The sequence below is a fragment of the Hyphococcus lacteus genome (genome assembly GCF_041058985.1).
GTDB classification, from domain to species: Bacteria; Pseudomonadota; Alphaproteobacteria; order Caulobacterales; family Parvularculaceae; genus Hyphococcus; species Hyphococcus lacteus.
Genome location: NZ_JBEHZE010000001.1, coordinates 1299968 through 1322451, shown reverse-complemented (window position 1 = coordinate 1322451; position 22484 = coordinate 1299968). Strand labels below are relative to the sequence as shown.

The following is a 22484-nucleotide window of genomic DNA, read 5'->3' as shown; positions in this document are numbered from 1 at the left end:
CATATTGAAATTCCGTAATAAGTAATAAATGCGCAGCATCAAACCGCGCCCAAAGCGCAATATAATGATATAAACATATCCTTATATGAATGAAAAGAGTTAATTCGGCACGGCAGCTCAAATGGGTACGACCCGCCAATAGCTATGCGAATAGGCCAAAGCTAAGATTGAGCGATCAGCGCTTTAATAGGCGTGACGAAATCTGCCGCCACAATGTTGCTTCGACGCCGGCGGGCCGCCCCTCCGCAAACCAAACACCAAGTAGCCCGGTGGAGTAGAACCCAGCCCCCAAAACGACGTCGGTGATAAATCGCGGCAATAACGGTAGCGCGTCAATCGCCGGTAGCGTTGGCCGAAGACAAAAGAAATAGGCGGCCATTACAGCAACGCCGACAAAACTGCGCCGGACTCGCCAAATCAATTCGTAAAATGGGCGACCGCTAATGCGGCTGAAAAGCGAAAGGTTTAATACCATATGAAGCATACCGCCCCCCGCCGTCGACAGCACCGCGCCCATCATACCATAAGTTGCGCTGGCCCAGATAAAAATTGGCATACGAATTATAAAGTAGAATAGCTCCCGAAAAAAAATCAACCGGGTGCGCCCACACGCCATCGCATAACCTTGCGTCGCGGAGAATAAAACCATCAACCCCGCAACCGGCGTGAAGTATCTGACCATCGGCACAGCCAAATCCCATTGATCACCTAGCAACAATGCAACCAGGTCGGCAGCAACAAACGATGTTCCAAATGCCGCTGGCATAGCGATAAGGCCCAAAACTTCAACACCGCGCAAATAGGCCTCACGCATATTTTCCGGCTTCGATTGCAACTCTGACAGGCCGGGATAAATCGCCCGTGCTATTGGCGTCGCGACCTCTTGCGACGGTAGCGCCGCAACGCTATCGCCAAGATAATACGCCCCGGCATTCGCTGGCCCAATCATTTTAGTCAAAAACAACATATCGAGCTTGTTGTTTAGGGCCGCCATAAAACTAACCCCCGTCAACCACCCGGTAAAACCAAACAGCTCTTTGAATGACGCCAGTGTAAAACGCGGCAGGTATGGCCGAACAATGTAAGAAAGGATCATCTGCGTAAACGCGCTGACGATAAGCCCCATCAATATTGCCAGATAACTACGAAAGACCAATGCGATTGTAATTGAAAATGCGATCCCCAAAAACTTGTTAAACGCCGTGGTCATGAACTCTTTTGAAAAATCGAGATCCCGTTCGAATTCAAAGTAACGCGGGTTAAGAAGCGCATGAAACAACGGCACCACACTAACGCATACGAACACTACAACCGCACGCGGATCATCATAAAAGTGCCCTGCAATAGGCGCAGCGATAAGCAAAAGCGAACTCACCACCGCACCGCGTATCGCCGACATTGTGAAAAGCGTATCAAACGTTACGCGGTCAGCATTGCGGAATTTAACCACCGTTTGCGAAACACCAATGTCAGATACATTCTGAAGAAGTTGCATCAACGCAAGACCAACGGCCACAATCCCAAAATCCGCCGGCACGAGTAATCGCGCTAACACAAGGGTGTTGATCAACCCAAGCGAGCGAATAACAAAACGCGCCAAGACGATCCACGCCGCGCCACGGGCCACACGCTCGCTCAATGATCGCTGGACAGGTTCTGTGGGATCTGGGGCAAAACTCATCAGGTGCCCTGATCTTTGGATGCCACAGGAAACTTTTCGTTAAACCAACCAGAAAGGCACGACAATAATTTATCCTGCCCTGCAAGCTCTGTGTAAGTATGATCAAATTCAGGAAAGACATCGACCGAAATCGCATGTTTGAAATCGAACGATTTGAAGGTTGAAAAAAACTGTGACGCCCGCGTGATCTGGTTTTTTACAAAGCCGGTATAAATGATATAAATTTTTGTACCGCCGTCGCATAGCTTTTCGAGATCTGCACCAAACTCTTCTAACGGCGGAATGGGCCTTGCTTGGTCATCGTCATCGGCTGTTGCCGGGACCGCTTTTGGTTTTTCAAGCCCAGCCATTTTTTTCGCCTTACGTGCCCAACGGTCAACATCAGTGACACGCGAAATCATACTCTCGAACGCCGCGGCAGAATTATCATAGGCGTAGGGGTCAAGCAGGATAATACCCTTTATCCGAGGGTCACTCAGCGCCGCCCGATAGGAATTATCAGCACCGGAACACATACCAATAGCAACGAACTGATCGCCGCCTATTTCACTGATCACACAATCCATAGCCTGCGTGATGTCCATAACGGCTTGCTCTTCAAACCCGCGCCCTGCTGGGGCGGCGGCGCTGTCACCTAGACCACTAAGATCAAACCGCAAACTGCTAAATCCGTGACTGGCTAGGTGCCGCGCAATTTTTACGTTCAAACGATGTGCGCCAATGCGATGAACAATTCCGGCATTAAAAAGAATGATGTTGGGTCCATTTCCTCCTACTTGGTTAAGAATACCATGCAATCGATTGCCTTCACCGAATTGAACTACGCGCTCGCTCATTGTTCTCCGCCTATCGACGCAACTATTTTATCGAGCGTTTTCACTGGCACCATATAGGCATTAAGCGCCTCGTCCGAATTCCATGAATTCGCATCTTCTTCTTTATGAAGATCGATTGAACGGCCCGCATCGCCGATACGGCACGCCAAGTCTTCTTGCACGTCCCTCCCTGCACCTACTATCGACAGCTTGCGCGCTGTCGGTATTGATGCCGTCAACAAATCGATTGCGCTGATTTCGGTTTTCAGCTCCGGGCTAAGCGTAAAACCAAGCGCCTCGCCCAACTGAGATGGATTGGCAAAATCTCGGGCTTGCACTTTTGCGACATCTTGCTCCAGAAACTGCGCACGCATCTTTACATGCGAGCGGAGCAGCATATCCAAATAATCTGTTCCGCTGATCGCCGGGTCCCACATCACAAGTCCAGCTAACGCGGGACGCACCTCTAGCGCAGCTAAATACGCCGCACTAGCACCGAGCCCAAGACCAGCCCACACACATCGTTGCTTGGCACTAAGGTCGATTAACTCATCATGGGCGGTTAAAATATCTTCGCGCATTCCCGCCACAGAAAACTCAGAACATTCACCGGCAGAGTCACCAGTTCCGAAATAATCAAACCGCAATACGGGCGAACCCGCCCGCGCTAGCCGCTCGGCCAAAACACGAAAAATGCGGAACGACCGTATAGCCTCTTCGCCAAACGGATTACAAAGCAACACTGCCGGCGCGCGCGGTGTCCGCTGTTCAGGATGATGATACACGCCGAACATTGTTCGCTCGCTAGCGCCGAAATGAAACGGCGTCACCGCCATGATCGTCCTCCGGACGTTTCTTTCGAAACAGTGCGTTCTGGCAGAATCGCATTCCGCTAATGGTCATTAACCAATCCGACCTATGCTAATTCGCGCATCTTTATAAGGTTTAGTTTTTCGCGCACCATATAGATGCGTTCAGACGAAATGACTGCAATAAAGGTGCCGCAACAAATTACCAGGGCTTGCTGATGTCCGAGATCATTTTAAAATGCCTGGAACCGCGCCCAATGGCTATAGCGCGGTTAATGCTCATTCCATTCGCGGGGGGCGGCGCATCGGTTTTCCGGCATTGGGCCAAGGCATTTCCCGCACATATCGAAGTCTTTGCACTTCAGCTACCCGGACGTGAAGACCGTATCAACACACCGCCATTTACTGATTGGACTGAAATGATCGGTTCATGCCACGCGGCGATGGCACGTTGGCCAAAGTTACCTATTGCATTTTATGGTCATAGCCTGGGTGCAGTTATAGCATTGGAACTCGCGCGAACCGTCGCAACTGAAAGCCCAGAGCGCTTGCAACATCTTTTTTGCGCCGCGCGCCCGTGGCCCGGAAAATCATATCCGATAGAGCAACCCGACATCGACTCGCTTGATGATGATGAATTTTTGAGCGTCATGAATGAACGTTATGGCACATTGCATCCGTCATTCGAGATTGATGAAATACGCGAACTAACACTTCCAAGCCTGCGTTCAGATTTGAAACTATTGAACTCGTACAATTATAATCGAAATCAACCACTGCCGAGCCCCTTAACCGTCTATTCGGGCGTTGCGGACCCCATAACGTCAATCGCGCCGTTGAACGATTGGCAGTCCGAAACCACGAGCAACTTTACCAGCCGTTCATTCAGTGGCGGACATTTTTTTCTTGAGACGTGCCGCGATGAATTACTGCACGACATGGTACAGAAATTGACGCAATCATAACTGTGGTGCCGCACCCTCGACCAGTTGTTCAAGCGTTTCGAAAATAACTGCCCGGGGGGTTATGAAAAGGCCCATTTTCTCGCGCACTCGCACCACCATTTGCGCAACTTGAAGCGACTGCCCCCCTAATTCGAAAAAATTATCCGTAACAGAGATATCCGGTGCTTTAAGCAGATCGGCCCAAATGGCGGCCATAGCCTGTTCGGCTTCTGTGCGCGGTGCCACGCGGGCGACACGCGCCACATCACCGGAAGGCGCTGGCAACGCTTTGCGATCAACTTTGTTGTTGTTCGTCAAAGGTAACGCAGAAAGTGGCGTGAAAAACTGCGGGATCATATATTGCGGCAGACTGCGTCGTAGCCATTTCCGCAACTCACTTCCCGTTGCACGGTCACCCTCCTTGAAAACGACATACCCAACCAAAGACGCCTCGCCATCGGGGTCTGTATGTATCGCTGCGGCGGCCTGCGCTAGGGCTTCGTGGTTTGAGAGCGCGGTTTCAATTTCGCCAAGTTCAATCCGGTATCCCCTCAGCTTGACCTGGTCATCATCACGCCCAAGTATTTCTAACTTGCCGTCTTGTCGCCAACGTGCCCGATCCCCAGTATTGTAGATTCTATCTGTGGACGAATTTTTTATGAACTGAAATTTGTCTGCCGTAATATCAGGGCGCTTATGATAACCAATGGCGACACCATCACCGCCAATCCATAAATCACCCACCACACCAATCGGGACTGGCTTGCTGTATTGATCGAGAACATAGGTTTTCGTGTTCGCAATCGGACGCCCTACATTTATATCATCAGCAGATTCGATTTTCTCACAGGTAGACCAGATTGTCGTTTCTGTCGGGCCATACATATTCCAAAGCGATGCGACACGCGGCAGAAGCGCGCTCGCGAGCACAGCCGGTAATGGTTCACCGCCGCACAACGCCTTTAATTTTGGCGCGCCCTGCCAATCAGCATCAAGCAATAACCGCCATGTCGCAGGCGTCGCCTGCATGATCGTGATATTTTGATGATCAATTAAATCACTAAGGTAGATTCCATCAACGACGTCATCCGCTGTCGCCACGATCAGCGTCGCACCAACTGAAAGCGGAAGAAAAATCTCTAAAATTGATATATCGAAAGATATCGTTGTTACTGCCAACAGACGGTCATCGCGACTAATTCCCGGCGTCTTGACCATAGCTTCCAGAAAGTTACACAGCGCACGATGTGAATTGACGACACCCTTCGGATTCCCCGTAGATCCCGACGTATAGATAATATAGGCCGGATTTTCAGTATCCCAATTTGTCAGCGCTACATCATCACCAGAAACCGCATTAATCTCTTCTTTATCTACCTCAAGATCAATTATCCGCACATCAATTTCTGAATAAAAAGCCTGTGTGTCACCAGCCGTCACGACGGCCTTGGCGCCAGCATCAGACAACATATAAGTTATTCGGGTTTCGGGAAACGAGGGGTCCAACGGAAGGTATGCTGCGCCACTTTTCCATACACCCAACATGACCGCCACCATATCAATCGAACGGTCAAGGAAAATACCAACAAAATCACCCGGCCCAATGCCAATTTCCTTAAGGTAATTGGCGATTTTATTTGATCGAACGCGTAGCGCCTCAAAACTTATCGAATTTCCCGCACACTGTATCGCGGTCTTTTCCGGATCCTCGTGAGCACAGCGGTCAAAATAATCGCATGCCAGAACATCACGATTGTATGGTGCCTCTGTCTTATTCCATTCCTTATTGATTTTATTGTTATCCGCTAACGATAGAATTTCTAAATCAGCAATCCTGTTTTCAGAACTCTCTAACGCCGATAATAAAAATACCTGGAAACAATCCGAAAGATGGTTGATGGTCCTTTCTTCGAACAACGACGTACAATAAATTAGTTCTCCATGAATCTGGTCGTCGCTCTCCATGATGCCTAGCTCTAAATCGACTGGTGTTGCACCAGGGCTGATAAAATATTGCGTAAGCGTCAAAGCCCCAACTGACTTAGGTCGCCTATTCACATGTTGATGCGTAAACATAGTCTGAAATATCGGCGTACGTGATGGATCACGTTGGTCAATCAAATGCTCCGCAAGCATGTCTACGGGGGCATCCTGATATTCATAAGCGCGAACAAAAAAATCATTCGACTCCGATAGCATCTCTGCAAAACTTGCATCAGCCCGCACTTTTTGGCGCAAACATAATGTATTCACGAAACAACCGATAACATCTGAGACCGCTGGTTGATGTCGCGCCTGGACTGGTACACCGACGACAATATCCGTCTGCCCCGTAATCCGCATCAAAAAGCATTGCCATGCACTTAGAAGTACCGCAAAATGCGTACAATGATGTTTTTCTGCAAAAGCCCTTATCTTCTTACAAAGCGCGGAATCCAACTCAAATTCAACGCAATCCCCGGCATGATTAAACAATGCTGGACGAGGATTATCGAGCGGCAGCGCAAGCGGCGGCGTATCTGTCGATAGGTTCTCTGTCCAAAAGCTTAGCTCGCGCTCTAAAAATGCGGTACCTAACCAGTCTCGATGCCATTGGGCATAATCGACATATTGGAATTCGAGCGCAGGCAACGGTGCTTCTATACCCTCGCACTCGACATTATACAGCGCGGACAGATCACGCAAGAAAATATCAAAACACCAACCATCCCAAACCAAATGATGCGGCATAAAGAAAAATAGATGGTTATCGCTTGATATACGGAATAAATGTGTTCGAAAATTTTGACCCTCAGTAAGATTTAATGGTGTATCGCGTAATGACAATACTTGGCGGCGTAGTTCGTCGTCGATTTTATCGGCCACCGTTTCTGACAAATCCGTTATCGGAATCGCGAATTCTTCATGGTCAACAAACTGTTGAACAGGCGATCCATCAATGGTCGAAAACCGGCTACGTAGAATTTCATGTCGTATAACAGCCTTGTTCAAAGCGCGATTCAACGTGCCTATTTCAAGCGGACCATCCAACCGCCAAGCGGCCGGAAGTTGATATAAAATCGTATCGGGCTGCATCTGCTCATGAGCCCAAATTCGTTGCTGCACATAGCCAAGCTGATGCTGGTCGCTACGTTCAACACGGGATATTTTTGCAATGCCCGGCCCGCCATCATTCTCGAGCACTTCAAGTATATCAGCCTTTAATGCCCGAATTTTTTCTGCGGCAGCGGCGTCAATCATGCCTTTGGGCGCAGATACTTTTAGGCCGCCTTCATGCAACGAAAACTCGACACCCTTTCGTGCCCATTCGTCCATAAAGATGTGGATTTTATCACTGGTTTTCCTAGACGCGATCAAAACAATAACTCCTCTCGGTCGTCATCGTTTTTCTTCGGTGCTAAATTATCAATTTCCGATGCTAACGCGGCAATGTCTATCGCTTCAAATATCATCCGTAAGCTAATTTTTGACGAAAGCGATTTTCGTAAAGTAGACAATACACGCATCGCTAAAATTGAATGTCCACCAAGTTCAAAAAAATTCGCATTTATGCTAATCTCTTCTATACCGAAAACGTCTGAAAAAGTTTGAGCAATGCATTCTTCGGTAGGTGTTGACGGCGCTTTGTAATTTTCTGAAACGACCTCAGTATATTCCGGCTCAGGCAATGCGCGGCGGTCAATTTTTCCATTCGGTGTCATGGGGAAATTATCAACCACCACAAAATGTTGCGGGATCATATAGTTGGGCAGGTAATCACGCAAAAACGCACGCAATGCACCGACATCAATATCGCTTGCCTTTATATAGGCAACAAGACGCGTATCACCCGGTTTTGGCTCTACGACTTTACAAACTGATTGTTTGACATCCGAAAACCCCGTAATCGCGCTTTCAACGTCGCCAAGTTCAACCCTAAATCCGCGAATTTTTACCTGCGCATCTGCACGCTCTCGATATTCGAGCAATCCATTGGTAAGATACCGCCCGAAATCACCGGTGCGATACATTCGCGCGCCTTCTGTTCCGGAAAATGGATCGGGCAAAAATTTCTCTGCCGTCAAATCTTCACGATTCAAATATCCGCGCGCGACGCCGGCCCCGCCGATATAGATTTCACCTGGTATTCCCGGTGGTGTTTTTCTACCTGCTTTGTCTAAAACGTATATTGGAGTGTTGGCGATAGGTACACCGATTAATACGGGTGTTCCCCCTTTTGGTAGATGATAACAAGACGACCAGATTGTTGTTTCTGTTGGTCCATACATGTTCCATAGTGCATCGCATTGTGCGGATAGCGCCTGTGCCAAATCAACCGGTAATGCTTCCCCTCCACAAAACGCCTTAAAGCCAATACCTCCGCGCCAGTCGGCCTCTAGCAGAAGTCGCCAAGTCGATGGAGTCGCCTGTATGACGCTCACTTTATGCCGAGAGATCAGGTCTTTTAATCGTTCGCCATCAACCACGTCATCGCGCTCAGCAATAATCACTGTACCGCCCATGATCAGCGGCAAAAATAACTCAAGCCCAGCAATATCGAATGAAAGCGTCGTCACCGCCAAAAGCCTATCCGCGGCTGTAAACCCCGGCTCTTGCGCCATACTGAGAAGGAAGTTGACGACATTTCGGTGCTCGACCGCAACACCTTTTGGCAACCCTGTTGATCCTGACGTATAAAGAACATAGGCAAGATCATCTGGCCGGATTGGTGCACGGGTCACAGAACCATCAGTGACCCCTTCCACGAACAAAAACTCAAACGAACCCTTCAGCCCTATATCAGCGATCGAAGATTGGCTAACGACCAATCGCGTGCCGCAATCATCAATCATATGCTGTAAACGTTGCGCAGGGAATTCCGGATCAAGCGGAACATAGGCCGCCCCACAATGCATAATTGCCAAAACGCTAGCCACCATGTCGAATGATCGCTCAAGCAACACACCGACAAAATTACCCGCGACCACTTCGCGTTCAGAAAGCGCCGCCGCAATAGCCTCTACGCGTAAGTTGAGTTGACGATAGGTATAAGGTTTATCGTCAACAATGACTGCGACATCATCTGGGCGTTTCTGCGCGCGGTCAGTGACCAAGACATCAACGCAAGTTTCCAGCTGTTCTATATCGACCGTTACCGTCATCGTGTGTTCCCGAACCGTTACCCGTTTGGCCCTACGGATAGAATATCTGCGCTGCCCTCGGGAACGATTAACGACAAATCACCAATTCGTTTTTTTGGATGACGCACAATATCCGATAGCAACGCAATATAATGATCAATCCAGCGACTGATTGTTTCCTCATCAAACAAATCCGCCGCATAATCCCAATCGATAACCAAACACTCGCCGGCATCCACAATATTGAAAAATAGATCGTGATAGACCGCAAATCGGCGATTCTCGCGTGCGGTAAGTGTGCACCCCGGCATTGACACGCCCGAGAAATATCGACTGAAATTAAACACCGTTTCTATCAGCGCTAGCCGGCTTGGGTCGCGAGGAATTTTGAGCCGATTCATAAGGTCGCTTATAGAAAGGTTTTGATTGTCGAAAGCATCAAAGGTTGCTTTTTGAAGCCCCTTGGCAAAATCGGAAAATTCATCCTCAAATCCAGGGTTAGTCCGTACCGGCAATATGTTTACGCAATACCCAATTGCATCAATGTTTTCGCGCGCTTGCCCAGCCGTTGGAACACCGATCACCATATCTTCTTGGCTCGTCAACCGCGAGAGCAACGCCGAATAGGCGGAGAGCAAAAGCGCAAACTGGCTAACGCCCAACTGCTTAGCGGCTTCTTTTACACCTAAACACAATTTCTGCGGCAACTCTCGATGAACAGTATTGCCATTATACTGACGTTTTGCACCTCGCGGTCGGTCGGTAGGAAGATCTAACGGCTCCGGGTGATCCTCTGCGAAAACCTTTAACCAGTAGGTTGGAATTTCGTTGCCAGCATTTTCCATTCTCTCCGCATATATACCAAACGGAATAAGATCAGAATTTTCGCGTACGCCACCGCTCACCTTAGCCGCATACCGATCGGTAATTTCTTGGATCATTAACTCCGCTGAATAACCGTCAAAAATGATATGATGACAATAGATCACGAAAACATGCTTCGACGCCTCTAGACAGAACAAATTCGCCCGAACCAGCGGTCCTTTTTCAAGATCAAATGCCGTAAGCGCGAGCTTCTCTAGCTGCGCGGCAAGTTGTTGACGCGCGCCATCTGCCCCCAAACTACTGAGATCCGTCAATGAAAGCTCGATAGGTAGTGATCCGGCAGTCGATTGAAACTCTCCCCCCGCGTCAAACCTCAACCGAAACGCTTCGTTTTGGTTTAATGTATCCTCAACCGCACTTCGAAACGCGTTTAGATCAAGATCACCATCGATCTCAAACGAATCGGATTCGTTAAATGCACAAGATTCCATCTCGCCCATCTGCGATGCGATCCACACCTCCTTTTGGGCGTTGGTCAGGCCTATTTTTTTTGACCACCCAGCGATCACGCCGGAATCGCTCTCTGGGCTTTCTAAAATGCCATCAGACTGCATTTCATAGATGCTGTCTTTTGCTGCGGCAATAATTCTATCGACGTCTTCGTCCGTATGCGCCGCAGTCATGTATGATGGAAAATGTTCCAAAACATGAATCCCACGATCGCGCATATGATAGAAGAAAAGTGTCGCAAGATCACTTTGCTCATTTACGCGAATGAACATTTGCGACGCGAAATGCGCAACAAAAATATCCACGCCACGTTCATCAAAAAATTCATTCAGTTCAGTTGCCAAACGAGTTGCGAGCTTATTGACGCGCTCCTGCAAACCAGGTCCGGCATTTTGCAAATATTGCAATGACGCATAGGCCGCAGCGATTGCCATAGGATGACGGACAAAAGTACCCGCAAAGAATGTAACCCCCGCAGATGGAATACTATCATCACCATATTGCCACATGCCGCCGTCAAACGTGTCCATGAATTCTGAACGACCCGCAACAACACCAATGGGCATTCCCCCGCCAATAATTTTACCATAGGTGGCAAGGTCCGCTTTTATCCCAAAGTACTCTTGCGCCCCGCCGGGTCGAATTCTGAAACCGGTAATGACTTCGTCAAAGACCAGAACGATGCCTTCTTTTTGGGTCAAAGCACGTAGTTCATGAAGGAATTCACGCGGCTGAAACTCTGGCCGCCGGCTTTGTACAGGTTCGACAAGAACCGCCGCAATTTCAGACGCATGTTTTTGAATAGTCTCAAGCGCAGACGGCTCGCCATAATCAACGACAATAACATTGTCTACGGACTGAAATGGTATTCCAGGTGCCAGCGGCAATGTTCGACCCTCGCCCTTTGCCGTGGTCACGCCGCGTACCAACACTTCGTCAAAATTACCGTGATAATCGCCTTTAAAGACAACAATTTTATCGCGCCCCGTCACCGTACGAGAGATTCGGATAGCAGCTTGCACAGCTTCGGAACCTGTATTAACCCAACTAACTCGGTCCATCCCGGTTAACTCACAAAGCAACTTTGCCGCGTCTCCGGCACGCGGCGTCTGTGGCCCGACTTCATACCCGCTATCGAGTTGTGCTTTTAACGCATCAGTGATGAAGGGTGCACGATGTCCAAAAAAATTCGGGCCAAAACCGTTTAAAATATCAATATACTGATTATCATCCACATCCCATAAATGCGCACCCAAAGATTTTTTAACGACGATGGGGTAAACCATCTCTTTCCAGAGTGGGTTGAATCCTGCGGCGGTACGCGGGTCGGCATGATGCGCCCGATCCGCCTGCGTTTGGGCCTTTGATCCCTCGGTACGTTTGTTATAACGCGCGACCAGCCGGTCGATATGGGCTTGCTGGGAGAGCGTAAGTACGTCCTTATCGCTCGCGCCAGCGTCAACTTTTGGTCCAAACCCCGTAGGCACAGAAGGCTTTGTTTCAGCTCGGTCAGCCGTCGGTTTCACTGCGACCGCTTTGGCAACATCAGTGATCGGAGTCGGGATTGTTGGCACCGTCGTTTTTGACGCGCGCAACAATTCTAGCTGCTTTGCCATCAGTGAAACTTGTTCAGCAAAGATTGCTGCCAAGCCATCAGTGTTCACATTCTGGGGACCGGTATTTAATGTTGGTGCAATTTCGTCAGGCGACCCAATCGGCACACTCGAAGGTTCTGGTTCCGGTGCAACGTGCGCAACAGGTTCTTCCGCCAATGCCTCTTGCGGAAGCGATTGGTCAAGAAAACCTAAGATCGCATTCAAAGTGGGGTATTCGCTGATCAATTGGCGGAAAGTGATTTTGACGTTGAACTCTTTTTGAAAAGAAGTCGCGAGCTGCGTCATAAACAGCGAGTCAAAGCCTAGTTCCAAAAATGTCTGGTCCGGCGAAAGGTCAGTTACGTCAAACCCAGAAAGTTCCGCCGCGAGTTCGGTCAGGCGCGTTAAAATGCGCCCTGCTCTGTTTCCACTTGTTTGTTCTGTCATGATATTCCCCGCCACGTCGTTCACACCCAAATTGGGCACTTAGTTCTGTTTCAAGATATTGAGTTGGTCCGAGATAAGCCCCAACTGTTGTTGAATAAGATCTTCAACTTCGGTTTGCTGCGTCATCGGTGCCTTGTTCGTTGATGTCTGGTCCTGCGCCGCCGATTGGCCCGCAGATTGTGTCGTCTTGCGCCGCATCGGCTCTACCCAATGCCGTTTTCGTTCAAACGGATATGTCGGTAGCGGAACACGTCTGCGGGCACCAACTGTAAACGCTGACCAATCCGGTAATCCACCAGCAACCCATATACGCCCAACCGCCGCCAATGCGTTTTCGACATCACACCCCGGCGCATTAACCGGGCCGAGCGTCGGTGTCACAACCCGTTTCAAATCACCGGTTAGCGTTTGCTTCGACAATGCACTGAGCGTTTGACCGGGACCGACTTCGATAAAAATGCGATGCGCGTTTTGCACAGCCGCCGCGCTTATCGCATCAGCGAACAAAACCGGATTCATTAATTGCTCGCCCCAATATATCGGATCGCAAAACAAATTCGGGTCAACAACACCGCCGCGTTCGGTCGAAATAATTTCTACTGACGCGGGGCTCCGCTGCATATCATTGACCAACGCCTCTAGCGGGGCACGAGCCTTAGTCATCATCCTCGAATGAAATGCGTGAGATGTTTGAAGCGGTTTGGCCATCATACCCATGGCCTCAAGTTTCGTCTGAAAACCCGTGATCTCAGCCGCAGGGCCGCTAACAACCGTCGCGCCGGGCGCATTGATCGCCGCAATTGAAATATTGTTCGGCAACAAGGGTTCAACCTCATCGCGAGGTCCCATCACCGCAAGCATTCGCCCGGTTGGTTGGGCCTGCATCAACCGACCGCGTGCGGCCACGAGTTTCGTCGCATCCGCTAGGGTGAAAACCCCGGCAATAACTGCGCTAGCGAACTCGCCCACGCTATGACCGATGGTGGCAGCCGGCGAGATACCCCAACTTTGAAGAAGGCGTGCCATTGCGACCTCGACCGCAAATATCGTGGGCTGAGCAATTTTCGTTTGCGCTAACTCAGTCGCCAAAGTTTCACGGTTTTCAGTTTGTTCATCAGACCAAAGAAGATATCGACGTATATCAATACCAAATTCGGGAATTCCAATAAGCGTCGTCGCAATCGCATCAATCGTATCGCGATAGACGGTCTCGCTCTCATAAAGCGCGCGCCCCATCCCTGGATATTGCGCACCCTGCCCCGGGAACATGAACACATATTCGGGGTTGGTAGAAGTCGCGACCCCCGCTGTTCCTGGCACCGCCGCTGTGCGCAATTTAACAATCGCATCGTCACGACTAGAAACTGAAATTGCACGACGATGCTCAAATTCGCGCCGCCCAACCTGTAAAGTATAGGCAATATCAGCAAGCGAAGTCTCAGTGTCGGCTTCGAGATGAGAGGCCATTTGTTCCGCTTGTGCAGTCAACGCGTCTTTTGAGCGGGCGGAAAGTAACAATAATTCGGATTTACGAAAATTGTTGTCAGCCGTGAATACCGGTGGCTCTTCCACCACCACATGCGCGTTAGTGCCGCCTACGCCGAAAGACGAAACCCCGGCACGCCGTGGCCATTCGCTCGCGGTCCATGGTTGCAGTTTGGTGTTGACGAAAAATGGAGAGTTTTCAAAATCAATTTTCGGGTTTGGATTTTCAAAATTGATCATTGGCGGCAGAATTTTTTCTTGTAACGACAATGATGTTTTGATCAACCCAATCGCACCAGACGCCACATCAAGATGACCCAAATTTGCTTTGACCGACCCAATCGCACAATACTGATTGTCATTCGTCATTGTACGGTAGGCCGTCGTGAGACCCGCCACTTCGATAGGATCCCCCAAAGGCGTCGCGGTACCATGAGCCTCCACATATCCAATGCTGCGCGCGTCAATATCGGCCATCCCCAGGGCCAAAGAAATGACTTCTGCTTGGCCCTCAACGCTTGGCGCGGTGTAACTGACTTTGTCACCCCCATCATTATTCGTAGCATACCCGCGAATGACGCCATAAATCGTGTCGCCATCGGCGATCGCGTCTTCGACACGCTTTAATAAAACAACGGCTGCGCCATGGCTGAAAACAGTTCCCGCAGCGTTTGAATCAAATGTACGGCAATGGCCATCGGGCGAGAGCATTCCGCCCTCTTTATAAAAGTACCCTTTTTTCTGAGGCAGAATAATTGTAACACCACCCGCCAGCGCCATATCGCATTGATAGGCTTCAATACTTTGACAAGCCGTTGCAATCGCAACCAGCGATGTTGAACATGCGGTTTGCAATGTCATCGCCGGGCCCCGCAATCCGAGCTTATAGGCCACGCGCGTCGCTAAATAATCTTTATCATTGCCTAATTCAGTCTGAAGTGAGCCAACTTGAATTGATTCAACAAGGCGTTCACGAAAGTTTTCATCCGAACACAGATTCCATAGTAAATAGGTATCCATGTAACATCCGCCATAGACACCTACCGAACCGGAGTAACGATGAGCGTCATAGCCCGCATTTTCCATCGCCTCCCAGCATATCTCTAAGAAGATCCGATGTTGTGGGTCCATCACTTCGGCTTCACGCGGAAGATAACCAAAGAACCGCGCGTCAAACATATCAATATCGTCTAACATACCCTTCGCGCAGACATAATCGCCCGCGTCTTTGTCGTGACCGGATGGATCGCTAATCTCTAGTTCGTCCGGCGAGAAATGGGTGATGGACTCAACGCCATTTTTGATATTGCGCCAAAACGCATCGACATTCTTTGCGCCGGGAAAGCGTCCGGACATACCAACAATAGCAATGCCTTCTGTCGGGGACGCATCACCATCACTTATATTCTCGATATGCAGGTTGTTCGTCGTCATGCCGTTTCTCTCCGACTCATGCGGCGGCGATTATGAGTACGCGCAGTTTTCATTTTCGCAGCACGATCCGAAGCTCGTGCGTCAACTTTTGTCGTGCCGCCTACATTGTCACCAATCCGAACGGCTAATTGTTTGACCGTAGAAACCGCGAAAAGAGTCACAAGATCAAGCGCATATCCAAAGCGTTCAGCCATAAGGCTATGTATACGGACGAGATGAATCGACTTTCCGCCTAGATCCTGAAAATCATCGCCGACACCAATGGGTGTGACGTTCAAGACCTCCTCCCATATAGCCGATAAATTTCTCTCGATATTCGTAGAGGGGGCCATAAAAGGAATACCGAGTTCTGGGCGCGCACGCCGCCCCGCAGAAAAAGCCCCCACAATCGCCGCACCCGTCGTTAGCTTATCGGCAATGAACTGATAGGCGTCGGCAAAATTCTTTTTGTCAGAGGTCACATTTTTTGGGACAGGCATCGAAAGCGCCGTCTCGGTCGGTTCAAACGTAAGGTCTGCAAGAACCGACGGGTCCGTTGACGGTAACTGACCAGACATCACAGACCGCGAAAACGAAGCTTCAAGAAAGTATTTAGCGGGCTGGTTTCGTGGCCCCTCGGTATAATCGACAATTAGTTCAGTACATCCAAAACCAAGCGCACGAGCACCAAGATGCGCCAGCATTTTGTGTTCCACACCCTTACCCAATGCACGGCAGCTTAGAAGGAACAAATCCACCTTATAGACACTGTTATCTACGTGGCCAGACATGGCACCAACGATGCCATAATCGCCAAATCTATCTCGGACACTAACAGAATACACTTCTTCGGGCGCGTGGCGTAGGTCATCAACGCTCAATCGCTTTAGATTAATATTGAATTGATTTGTACGCTGCGTAAGTTGTGAAACACGGTCAATGCTATCCTTGTTCACACAATGAATATCTATTTCCAACTCTAGGCCAGCAAGAAAATCCGCAAATGAAACTGCCGCATTTTGCGAGTCATTACGCGCCACATTTTCCTGATACATTTGTATCCGTTTGCGGTCTTCGTGCGTTGTAGCGGTATGGTCAAGCACCCAGAGATTATCGACAAAACTGGGCAAATTTTCACGGTTTTTCGGTATTTCAATGGTTTGAACCGCCGGCAACCGGCTGCGCATCTCTGCACATTCAATCGGATTGTCATCCAAAAATGCAATCGCGTCATGACCAACCGCATACTTCGCCGCCAATGCCGATAGGTTTTCGGCTTTGCTCTGCCAGTTTACGGTGCGATCAAGAATATGCTCCGGTCTTAGTCGCATATCGGCGCGCGTTGAAAATACTGTGTCCACATCGGCAGCTTGGTTTTTGCTCAACAATGCTATGATCACGCCCGCTTCTGCGAGCGCAGCCAATCGCGCCTGAAGCGCTATTGCACCATCATCAATAACAATGCCTTCTGCGCCATCTTCGCCGACGACACCGCTCCACAACGTATTGTCGCAATCGACAGCGACCATTTTCAATGGTGTTCGAGAGTGCGCGTGATACTGACGTAAAAGCCAAGTTCCGATTGCTGCGAATGCTTCGGCTGTGTACGGAATGTGTCCAGTTTTATCACCGCGTTGATCGTATGGCTGGTCAACGCCATAGGCGTCAAAAACTGAGCTAGCAAAAATCAGCTGAACATTTTTAACATTGCGCAAAGCAGTTTCGAGATGGGCCGTTGCCGACTGAGCGAATGCCGCCATATCATGTTGCGGACAGATCAACACTGTGCACGGCACTGTATGTGCAAACCCGGTCAACGCCGCCGCAATTTCACGGGCCGCGTTTACATAATCAGTTTCAGTCGATGCGTGCTGAACAAGATCTATCCATCGAATGCAAACCACATTCGCGGATTTGTTGTTCTGCCTAAGAACGCTCATGGGGTCGAGGAGTTGTTGAAAGACCTGACCATAGGGTGCAATCGTAAAACCCGCAGGCACACCGACGTCATGCGCCAGAAAATTGGCGACATCATTCAACAGATCAGCGGTAAAAGTCGCTGAAACCACAAGCCTGTCGGTCGCGCCTGACGTCACTCTCTCCCCCATGAATCGGGCAACTCGAATTGATCATACTCGATCATAATAATGTGCAACTATGGAATTAGACTAAAATTCCTACGTAATTATGCACTATTCGGGCCGCGATGACTCGGCCAAATAAAAGCATAATTTCGGATCCGGAATATTGCTGGCAATGGCTGCCAAATAGCCCGGCGCAGGGCGAAAACTCGCCATCGACCAATCGGCAGCAACGACCGCCTCAGCCCGAGCACCCAATATGCGGGCGGGGGCATCAGGGTCAATCGCGACATCGAAACAATCAAGCGGTATCAAGAGCCCTTCGCCGATGGCTTTGACCACAGCCTCTTTTCGGGTCCAACAGGCAAAAAAACCATTGAACCACTGCTCCCCGCTGAGATCATCAAGGGCGCGCCGTTCCGCATCCGAAAAATGCGCGCGCGCCACATAGGGTAGATCATCGGTCTGACGGATTTGTTCAATATCCGCGCCCAAAATGCCTTTGTGGGAAACAGCCAACAGCCCCCAATCACCTGACCGCGAATAATTGAAGGAAAAAGGCTCATCCGATAGCCTTGGCTTTCCCGCCGCACTCTTTTCTATAACTACCACCGAAGGGGTTTGGCCTAAATACGCCCCAAGAATTCGGCGTTGCCAGACGCGCCCTGCGCAAAATCGATTTCGGTCTTTTTCAAAGTGAAATCGCGCCGCTCGGTTTCGCTCTTCATCATCGAGGGTTTCCTCATCCGCCACCGCCGCAGAAACGGGAACTAACCAACAATGAACCTCGCCCGCCAATAAGGTCGGCGCACCATGGTTAAGGTCACAATGGGTGTAATCTGGCGGTAACGTCCCCACGCGTATTCCCAATCATATTGTTGATTTCATTGGACTCTGTCTTTTGTTACGGTCAAACCAGTAGCGTTTGCAATAATGCGTGTAATATTCGGTCGTATTTCCGAGTACAGCCCCATAATCACACGCTTTTTCTCGTTTGTAGCATCAGTACATTCTTCCAAAAACTTGACAGGAAATATTTTTCCTATAAGAATTTTTTGGAGTTTAATAGAAATTCTTTGCTTTAACTAAAGGCAGCACATTGATCTCTTGGCGCGGGGCTGGGCCCGAGTGACCTTTCGGAGAAAAATGTCTGTTTTCAACCATATGGACACCGGAATGCTTGCTCAACCAGCCAACACAAAAGCCATTGAGACGCGAAAAGACGTTTGCGCGATCTTCGATCAGCTGAATGTGCCCCTTACCGATTTTCTCGGCAACAATCTGATCAAAACGTCGCCAGGCGACGGCGATGTTCTTTGTTCGCTTGCAACCACTTCGGAAGATCAATTCGAAAAAACTGTAGATCAAGCACAAAGCGCTTTTTTGAAGTGGCGCACAGTTCCGGCACCTCTGCGGGGCGAACTCGTCCGGCGTTTTTGTGAAAAAGTGCGCACGCACAAAGAAGCGCTTGCGACGATCGTAACCCTTGATTGCGGCAAGACCCGCGAAGAGGCGCTCGGTGAGGTTCAAGAGGTCATCGACATTTGCGATTTCGCCGTGGGCCTATCACGCCAGCTTTACGGCCTAACGATTGCGACGGAACGCCCAAATCACCGCATGGCCGAAACGTGGCACCCTCTTGGTGTTTTTGGTCAAATCACCGCTTTCAATTTCCCGGTCGCTGTTTGGTCATGGGGCGCAATGATCGCACTGGTTTGCGGCGATAGCGTAATCTGGAAACCGTCCGAAAAAACACCGCTTACGGCATTGTCACTAAATGGTCTGCTGACACAAACCATTGCCGAATATGATCAGGCTCCGGATGGTTTAGCCCAAGTTGTTATTGGCGGTGCCGACCTTGGGCAGGCTTTAGCGTCAAACAAACGAATTCAGATTGTAAGCGCCACCGGCAGCACCCGCATGGGTGAGCAAGTCAGCGCAACAGTGGGTGCGCGCCTTGGCCGCGCTATCCTTGAACTTGGTGGTAATAACGCAGCAATCGTTACACCAGAAGCCGATATGGAACTTGCAATTCGCGGTGTTGTTTTCGCCGCTGTCGGCACGACCGGCCAACGTTGTACGTCAATGCGCCGTCTGATTATTCACAAATCCGTCGCAGATGATTTCTGCGAGCGCCTAAAGAATGCCTATAGCCAGTTACGCATCGGGCAACCGCAAGACGCCGGTGTTCACGTCGGCCCATTAATCGATCAAGCTGCGTATTCTGGTATGGCCAAGAGCCTAGACATTGCCAAATCTGAGGGTGGCACAGTTTCAGGTGGCGAACGGGTTATGCAAGATCAATTCCCCAACGCCTATTACGTGAAGCCCGCGATTGTCCGTATGCCAGCACAAACTGATATCGTAAAACACGAGACTTTTGCGCCGATCTTATATGTGATGACTTACGAAACCCTCGAAGAAGCCATTGCGCTTCAAAATGGTGTTACCCAAGGGCTTTCATCTGCGATCTTCACAAACAATATGCGCGAAGCCGAATTCTTCCTCTCCGCAGCGGGGAGTGATTGCGGCATCGCGAATGTAAATATTGGTACCAGCGGCGCTGAAATCGGCGGTGCCTTTGGCGGCGAGAAAAACACTGGTGGCGGCCGCGCCGCTGGATCGGACACATGGAAAAATTTCATGCGCCGCGCAACCAACACAATAAACTATTCCGCAGAACTGCCACTCGCCCAAGGCGTAGAGTTCGGCGCTTAAAATAACGGGAAGGAAACAACGAATGAAACGACTATTACTTATTTCTATTGCCCAAGCGGTTTTGATAACTGCTTGCGCCGCGCCGGAAAATAAAGATGCGGAGACCGCAACAAAAGCTCAAAAAGTGCAGCAAGAACCAGAAGCGATGTCGCTATTGGGTGAACCACTTTATGCGGGTGAGCCATCAGCCGACGGTCTTGCCAAGCTTGCCGCCGCGAAAGCTGAATATGACGCCAACCCAGGCGATGCTGATGCATTGATCTGGTTTGGTCGCCGCATCGCCTATCTTGGACGTTACCAAGAAGCCATCGACATTTTCACAGTCGGCATTGAGAAACACCCGGAAGATGCCCGGATGCTTCGTCATCGTGGTCACCGATACATCTCGACACGACAGTTTGACAAAGCGATTGCAGACCTGAGTAAAGCTGCTGATTTGATCGTCGGCAAAGCCGATCAGATCGAACCCGATGGTCTGCCAAACGCAATGAATATTCCGTTGACGTCACTTCATGGCAATATTCGCTATCATCTTGGCCTTGCGTACTATCTCAAGCATGATTGGGAAAATGCTCGCCGCGTTTACGCTGAAGATTTTGATCTCGCGGAAAATGACGACGGCGTCGTCGCATCTGGTCATTGGTTGTATATGATTTTGCGCCGCATGGGACGCGATGAGGAAGCCGCGCAAGTGCTTGAACGAATCGACGCGGATATGGAAATCATTGAAAACACGTACTATCATCGTGCTGGCCTGTTTTATAAAGGCGAACTTTCATATGATGAGGCGATGCCCGACGAAGTCGCCAGCATCGGTGCCGCAGGTATCGTATATGGTATCGCAAATTGGTACCTCTACAATGACGAACCAGAAAAAGCCTATGCGATCATGAACCAACTGGTTGATGGCCCAAGCTGGGCAGCGTTTGGATACATCGCCGCTGAGAAAGACCTCGCCGCAGCGAACGCGCGGGTCAAAAATTAGACCCGACAAAACGATTCGAAAAAAAACCTGCTGGAAACAGCAGGTTTTTTTATATCCAAATTTTCAATTTATTGCAGCCTTACTTGTCGTTCTTCATCCGCATTAACTCGACCTCAGCTGGCCAATATCCCAGCGCATTGTCTTTTACGATAGCGCGCAACACTTTTTCAGAGGCTTTGCGATCACCATCAAATTCATGCTTCATTCCCAGTGCAAATTTAGAAAGGCTGTCACCCTTTTCTATCGCTTCCTTTGCGGAAATACGGCCCTGCAGAACTTTGACCGCCTTATGGTAAAAATGGTTCTCGATCAGATCGAGTTTCTCAGGAATTTGCGCAAGATGCGCTTCGGCGTCGGCATCATGGCCAAGTTTTTTCATGGCAATATACTGCCAAAACACAACCGCCACGTCATGGTCGCGTATAGGCAGCGCGATGGGTGATTGCGTTGATCGTTCTAGTTGGTCGATCATTTGCTGGTAGTCGCCAAGCGCAAAACTGGTTTGGCCAAAGTAATAATGCAGATTGCTACGATAAGTCGAAATCGTAAGCCCGATAGAATTCGGCGCACCGTCCGGCTCGAACGAGTCGGGCGTACCGTCCATTTTGGCTAGACCGGCCTTATAGTCAGCGATTGCCCCTTCGAAGTCGCGGTTTCTCGCCCGATGGCGTCCGCGAAAACGATGGAGTTTGTAACTATGCGGAAATTTATCAATTCCTTGGGTGAATATCTCGATGGCCTCCGCATTACGCCCCAAATATCCATAGCGACGCCCAAGCCAAATATAAGAACCTTCACGGTCGGGCGCGACATCAAATGCTGCGCGCGCAATTTCCAAATCGAGTTCCAGTTTCTGCCGATAATCGGCGGGCCAAGATGGCGCGCGCAACGGATCACCAAGGAGGGTTTTTTGCTCAGATAAAGGCTCCGCCGTTACCGGTGCCATTGAGAGGGATACCACAAAAAACAAGGCAACGGCGGAAAGGAAAGATCGCGACGCAATCTGGCAATCTGATCTGTATACTGATTTGAATAACATATCTTCTCGCCTTTGAG

Annotated in this window: 13 protein-coding genes; 3 read left to right on the top strand and 10 right to left on the bottom strand. The window is 49.8% G+C overall.

Annotated elements, in window-relative coordinates; genetic code table 11:
- Positions 1-175: 175 nt before the first annotated feature.
- Genes ABFZ84_RS06390 through ABFZ84_RS06380 form a run of 3 tightly spaced genes read right to left on the bottom strand, consistent with a single transcriptional unit; the run spans position 176 to position 3332 of the window.
- A complete protein-coding gene (locus ABFZ84_RS06390) occupies positions 176-1681 on the bottom strand; it encodes a lipopolysaccharide biosynthesis protein (RefSeq protein WP_369313123.1) in 1506 nt (501 codons plus the stop codon).
- Positions 1681-2517: an alpha/beta fold hydrolase gene (locus ABFZ84_RS06385; RefSeq protein WP_369313122.1), complete on the bottom strand. Its 837-nt coding sequence runs from the start codon at positions 2515-2517 to the stop codon at positions 1681-1683. Before ABFZ84_RS06385 ends, ABFZ84_RS06390 begins: the two co-directional genes overlap by 1 nt.
- A complete protein-coding gene (locus ABFZ84_RS06380) occupies positions 2514-3332 on the bottom strand; it encodes an alpha/beta fold hydrolase (protein ID WP_369313121.1) in 819 nt (272 codons plus the stop codon). The genes ABFZ84_RS06385 and ABFZ84_RS06380 overlap by 4 nt, the downstream gene beginning before the upstream one ends.
- Before the next feature lie 191 nt (positions 3333-3523).
- On the opposite strand from ABFZ84_RS06380, the gene ABFZ84_RS06375 reads away from it, so the two are divergent.
- Complete coding sequence (locus ABFZ84_RS06375; RefSeq protein ID WP_369313120.1) at positions 3524-4270, top strand: thioesterase II family protein; 747 nt, start codon at positions 3524-3526, stop codon at positions 4268-4270.
- Here the strand turns inward: ABFZ84_RS06375 and ABFZ84_RS06370 are convergent.
- The 6 genes from ABFZ84_RS06370 to ABFZ84_RS06345 form a co-directional block, all read right to left on the bottom strand.
- Positions 4265-7606, bottom strand: coding sequence for a non-ribosomal peptide synthetase (locus tag ABFZ84_RS06370; RefSeq protein ID WP_369313119.1), 3342 nt, complete (start codon positions 7604-7606; stop codon positions 4265-4267). The genes ABFZ84_RS06375 and ABFZ84_RS06370 overlap by 6 nt on opposite strands.
- Complete coding sequence (locus ABFZ84_RS06365) at positions 7603-9390, bottom strand: non-ribosomal peptide synthetase (protein ID WP_369313118.1); 1788 nt, start codon at positions 9388-9390, stop codon at positions 7603-7605. Before ABFZ84_RS06365 ends, ABFZ84_RS06370 begins: the two co-directional genes overlap by 4 nt.
- Positions 9391-9407: 17 nt before the next feature.
- Positions 9408-12746: an aminotransferase class III-fold pyridoxal phosphate-dependent enzyme gene (locus tag ABFZ84_RS06360; protein ID WP_369313117.1), complete on the bottom strand. Its 3339-nt coding sequence runs from the start codon at positions 12744-12746 to the stop codon at positions 9408-9410.
- A 39-nt stretch (positions 12747-12785) separates the two neighbouring features.
- Positions 12786-15665, bottom strand: coding sequence for a type I polyketide synthase (locus tag ABFZ84_RS06355; RefSeq protein WP_369313116.1), 2880 nt, complete (start codon positions 15663-15665; stop codon positions 12786-12788).
- On the bottom strand, positions 15662-17740 hold the full coding sequence (locus tag ABFZ84_RS06350) for an HAD-IIIC family phosphatase (protein WP_369313115.1): 2079 nt from the start codon (positions 17738-17740) through the stop codon (positions 15662-15664). The genes ABFZ84_RS06355 and ABFZ84_RS06350 overlap by 4 nt, the downstream gene beginning before the upstream one ends.
- A gap of 96 nt (positions 17741-17836) precedes the next feature.
- Complete coding sequence (locus ABFZ84_RS06345; protein ID WP_369313114.1) at positions 17837-18583, bottom strand: 4'-phosphopantetheinyl transferase family protein; 747 nt, start codon at positions 18581-18583, stop codon at positions 17837-17839.
- A 318-nt stretch (positions 18584-18901) separates the two neighbouring features.
- Here ABFZ84_RS06345 and amaB point away from each other — a divergent pair, with 318 nt between their 5' ends.
- Together amaB and ABFZ84_RS06335 are read left to right on the top strand one after the other, a co-directional pair.
- Complete coding sequence (gene amaB, locus ABFZ84_RS06340) at positions 18902-20443, top strand: L-piperidine-6-carboxylate dehydrogenase (protein WP_407067104.1); 1542 nt, start codon at positions 18902-18904, stop codon at positions 20441-20443.
- Between the two features lie 22 nt (positions 20444-20465).
- Complete coding sequence (locus tag ABFZ84_RS06335; protein WP_369313112.1) at positions 20466-21428, top strand: tetratricopeptide repeat protein; 963 nt, start codon at positions 20466-20468, stop codon at positions 21426-21428.
- Between the two features lie 79 nt (positions 21429-21507).
- On the opposite strand, the gene ABFZ84_RS06330 is transcribed toward ABFZ84_RS06335, so the two are convergent.
- On the bottom strand, positions 21508-22467 hold the full coding sequence (locus tag ABFZ84_RS06330; protein WP_369313111.1) for a tetratricopeptide repeat protein: 960 nt from the start codon (positions 22465-22467) through the stop codon (positions 21508-21510).
- Positions 22468-22484 lie beyond the last annotated feature (17 nt).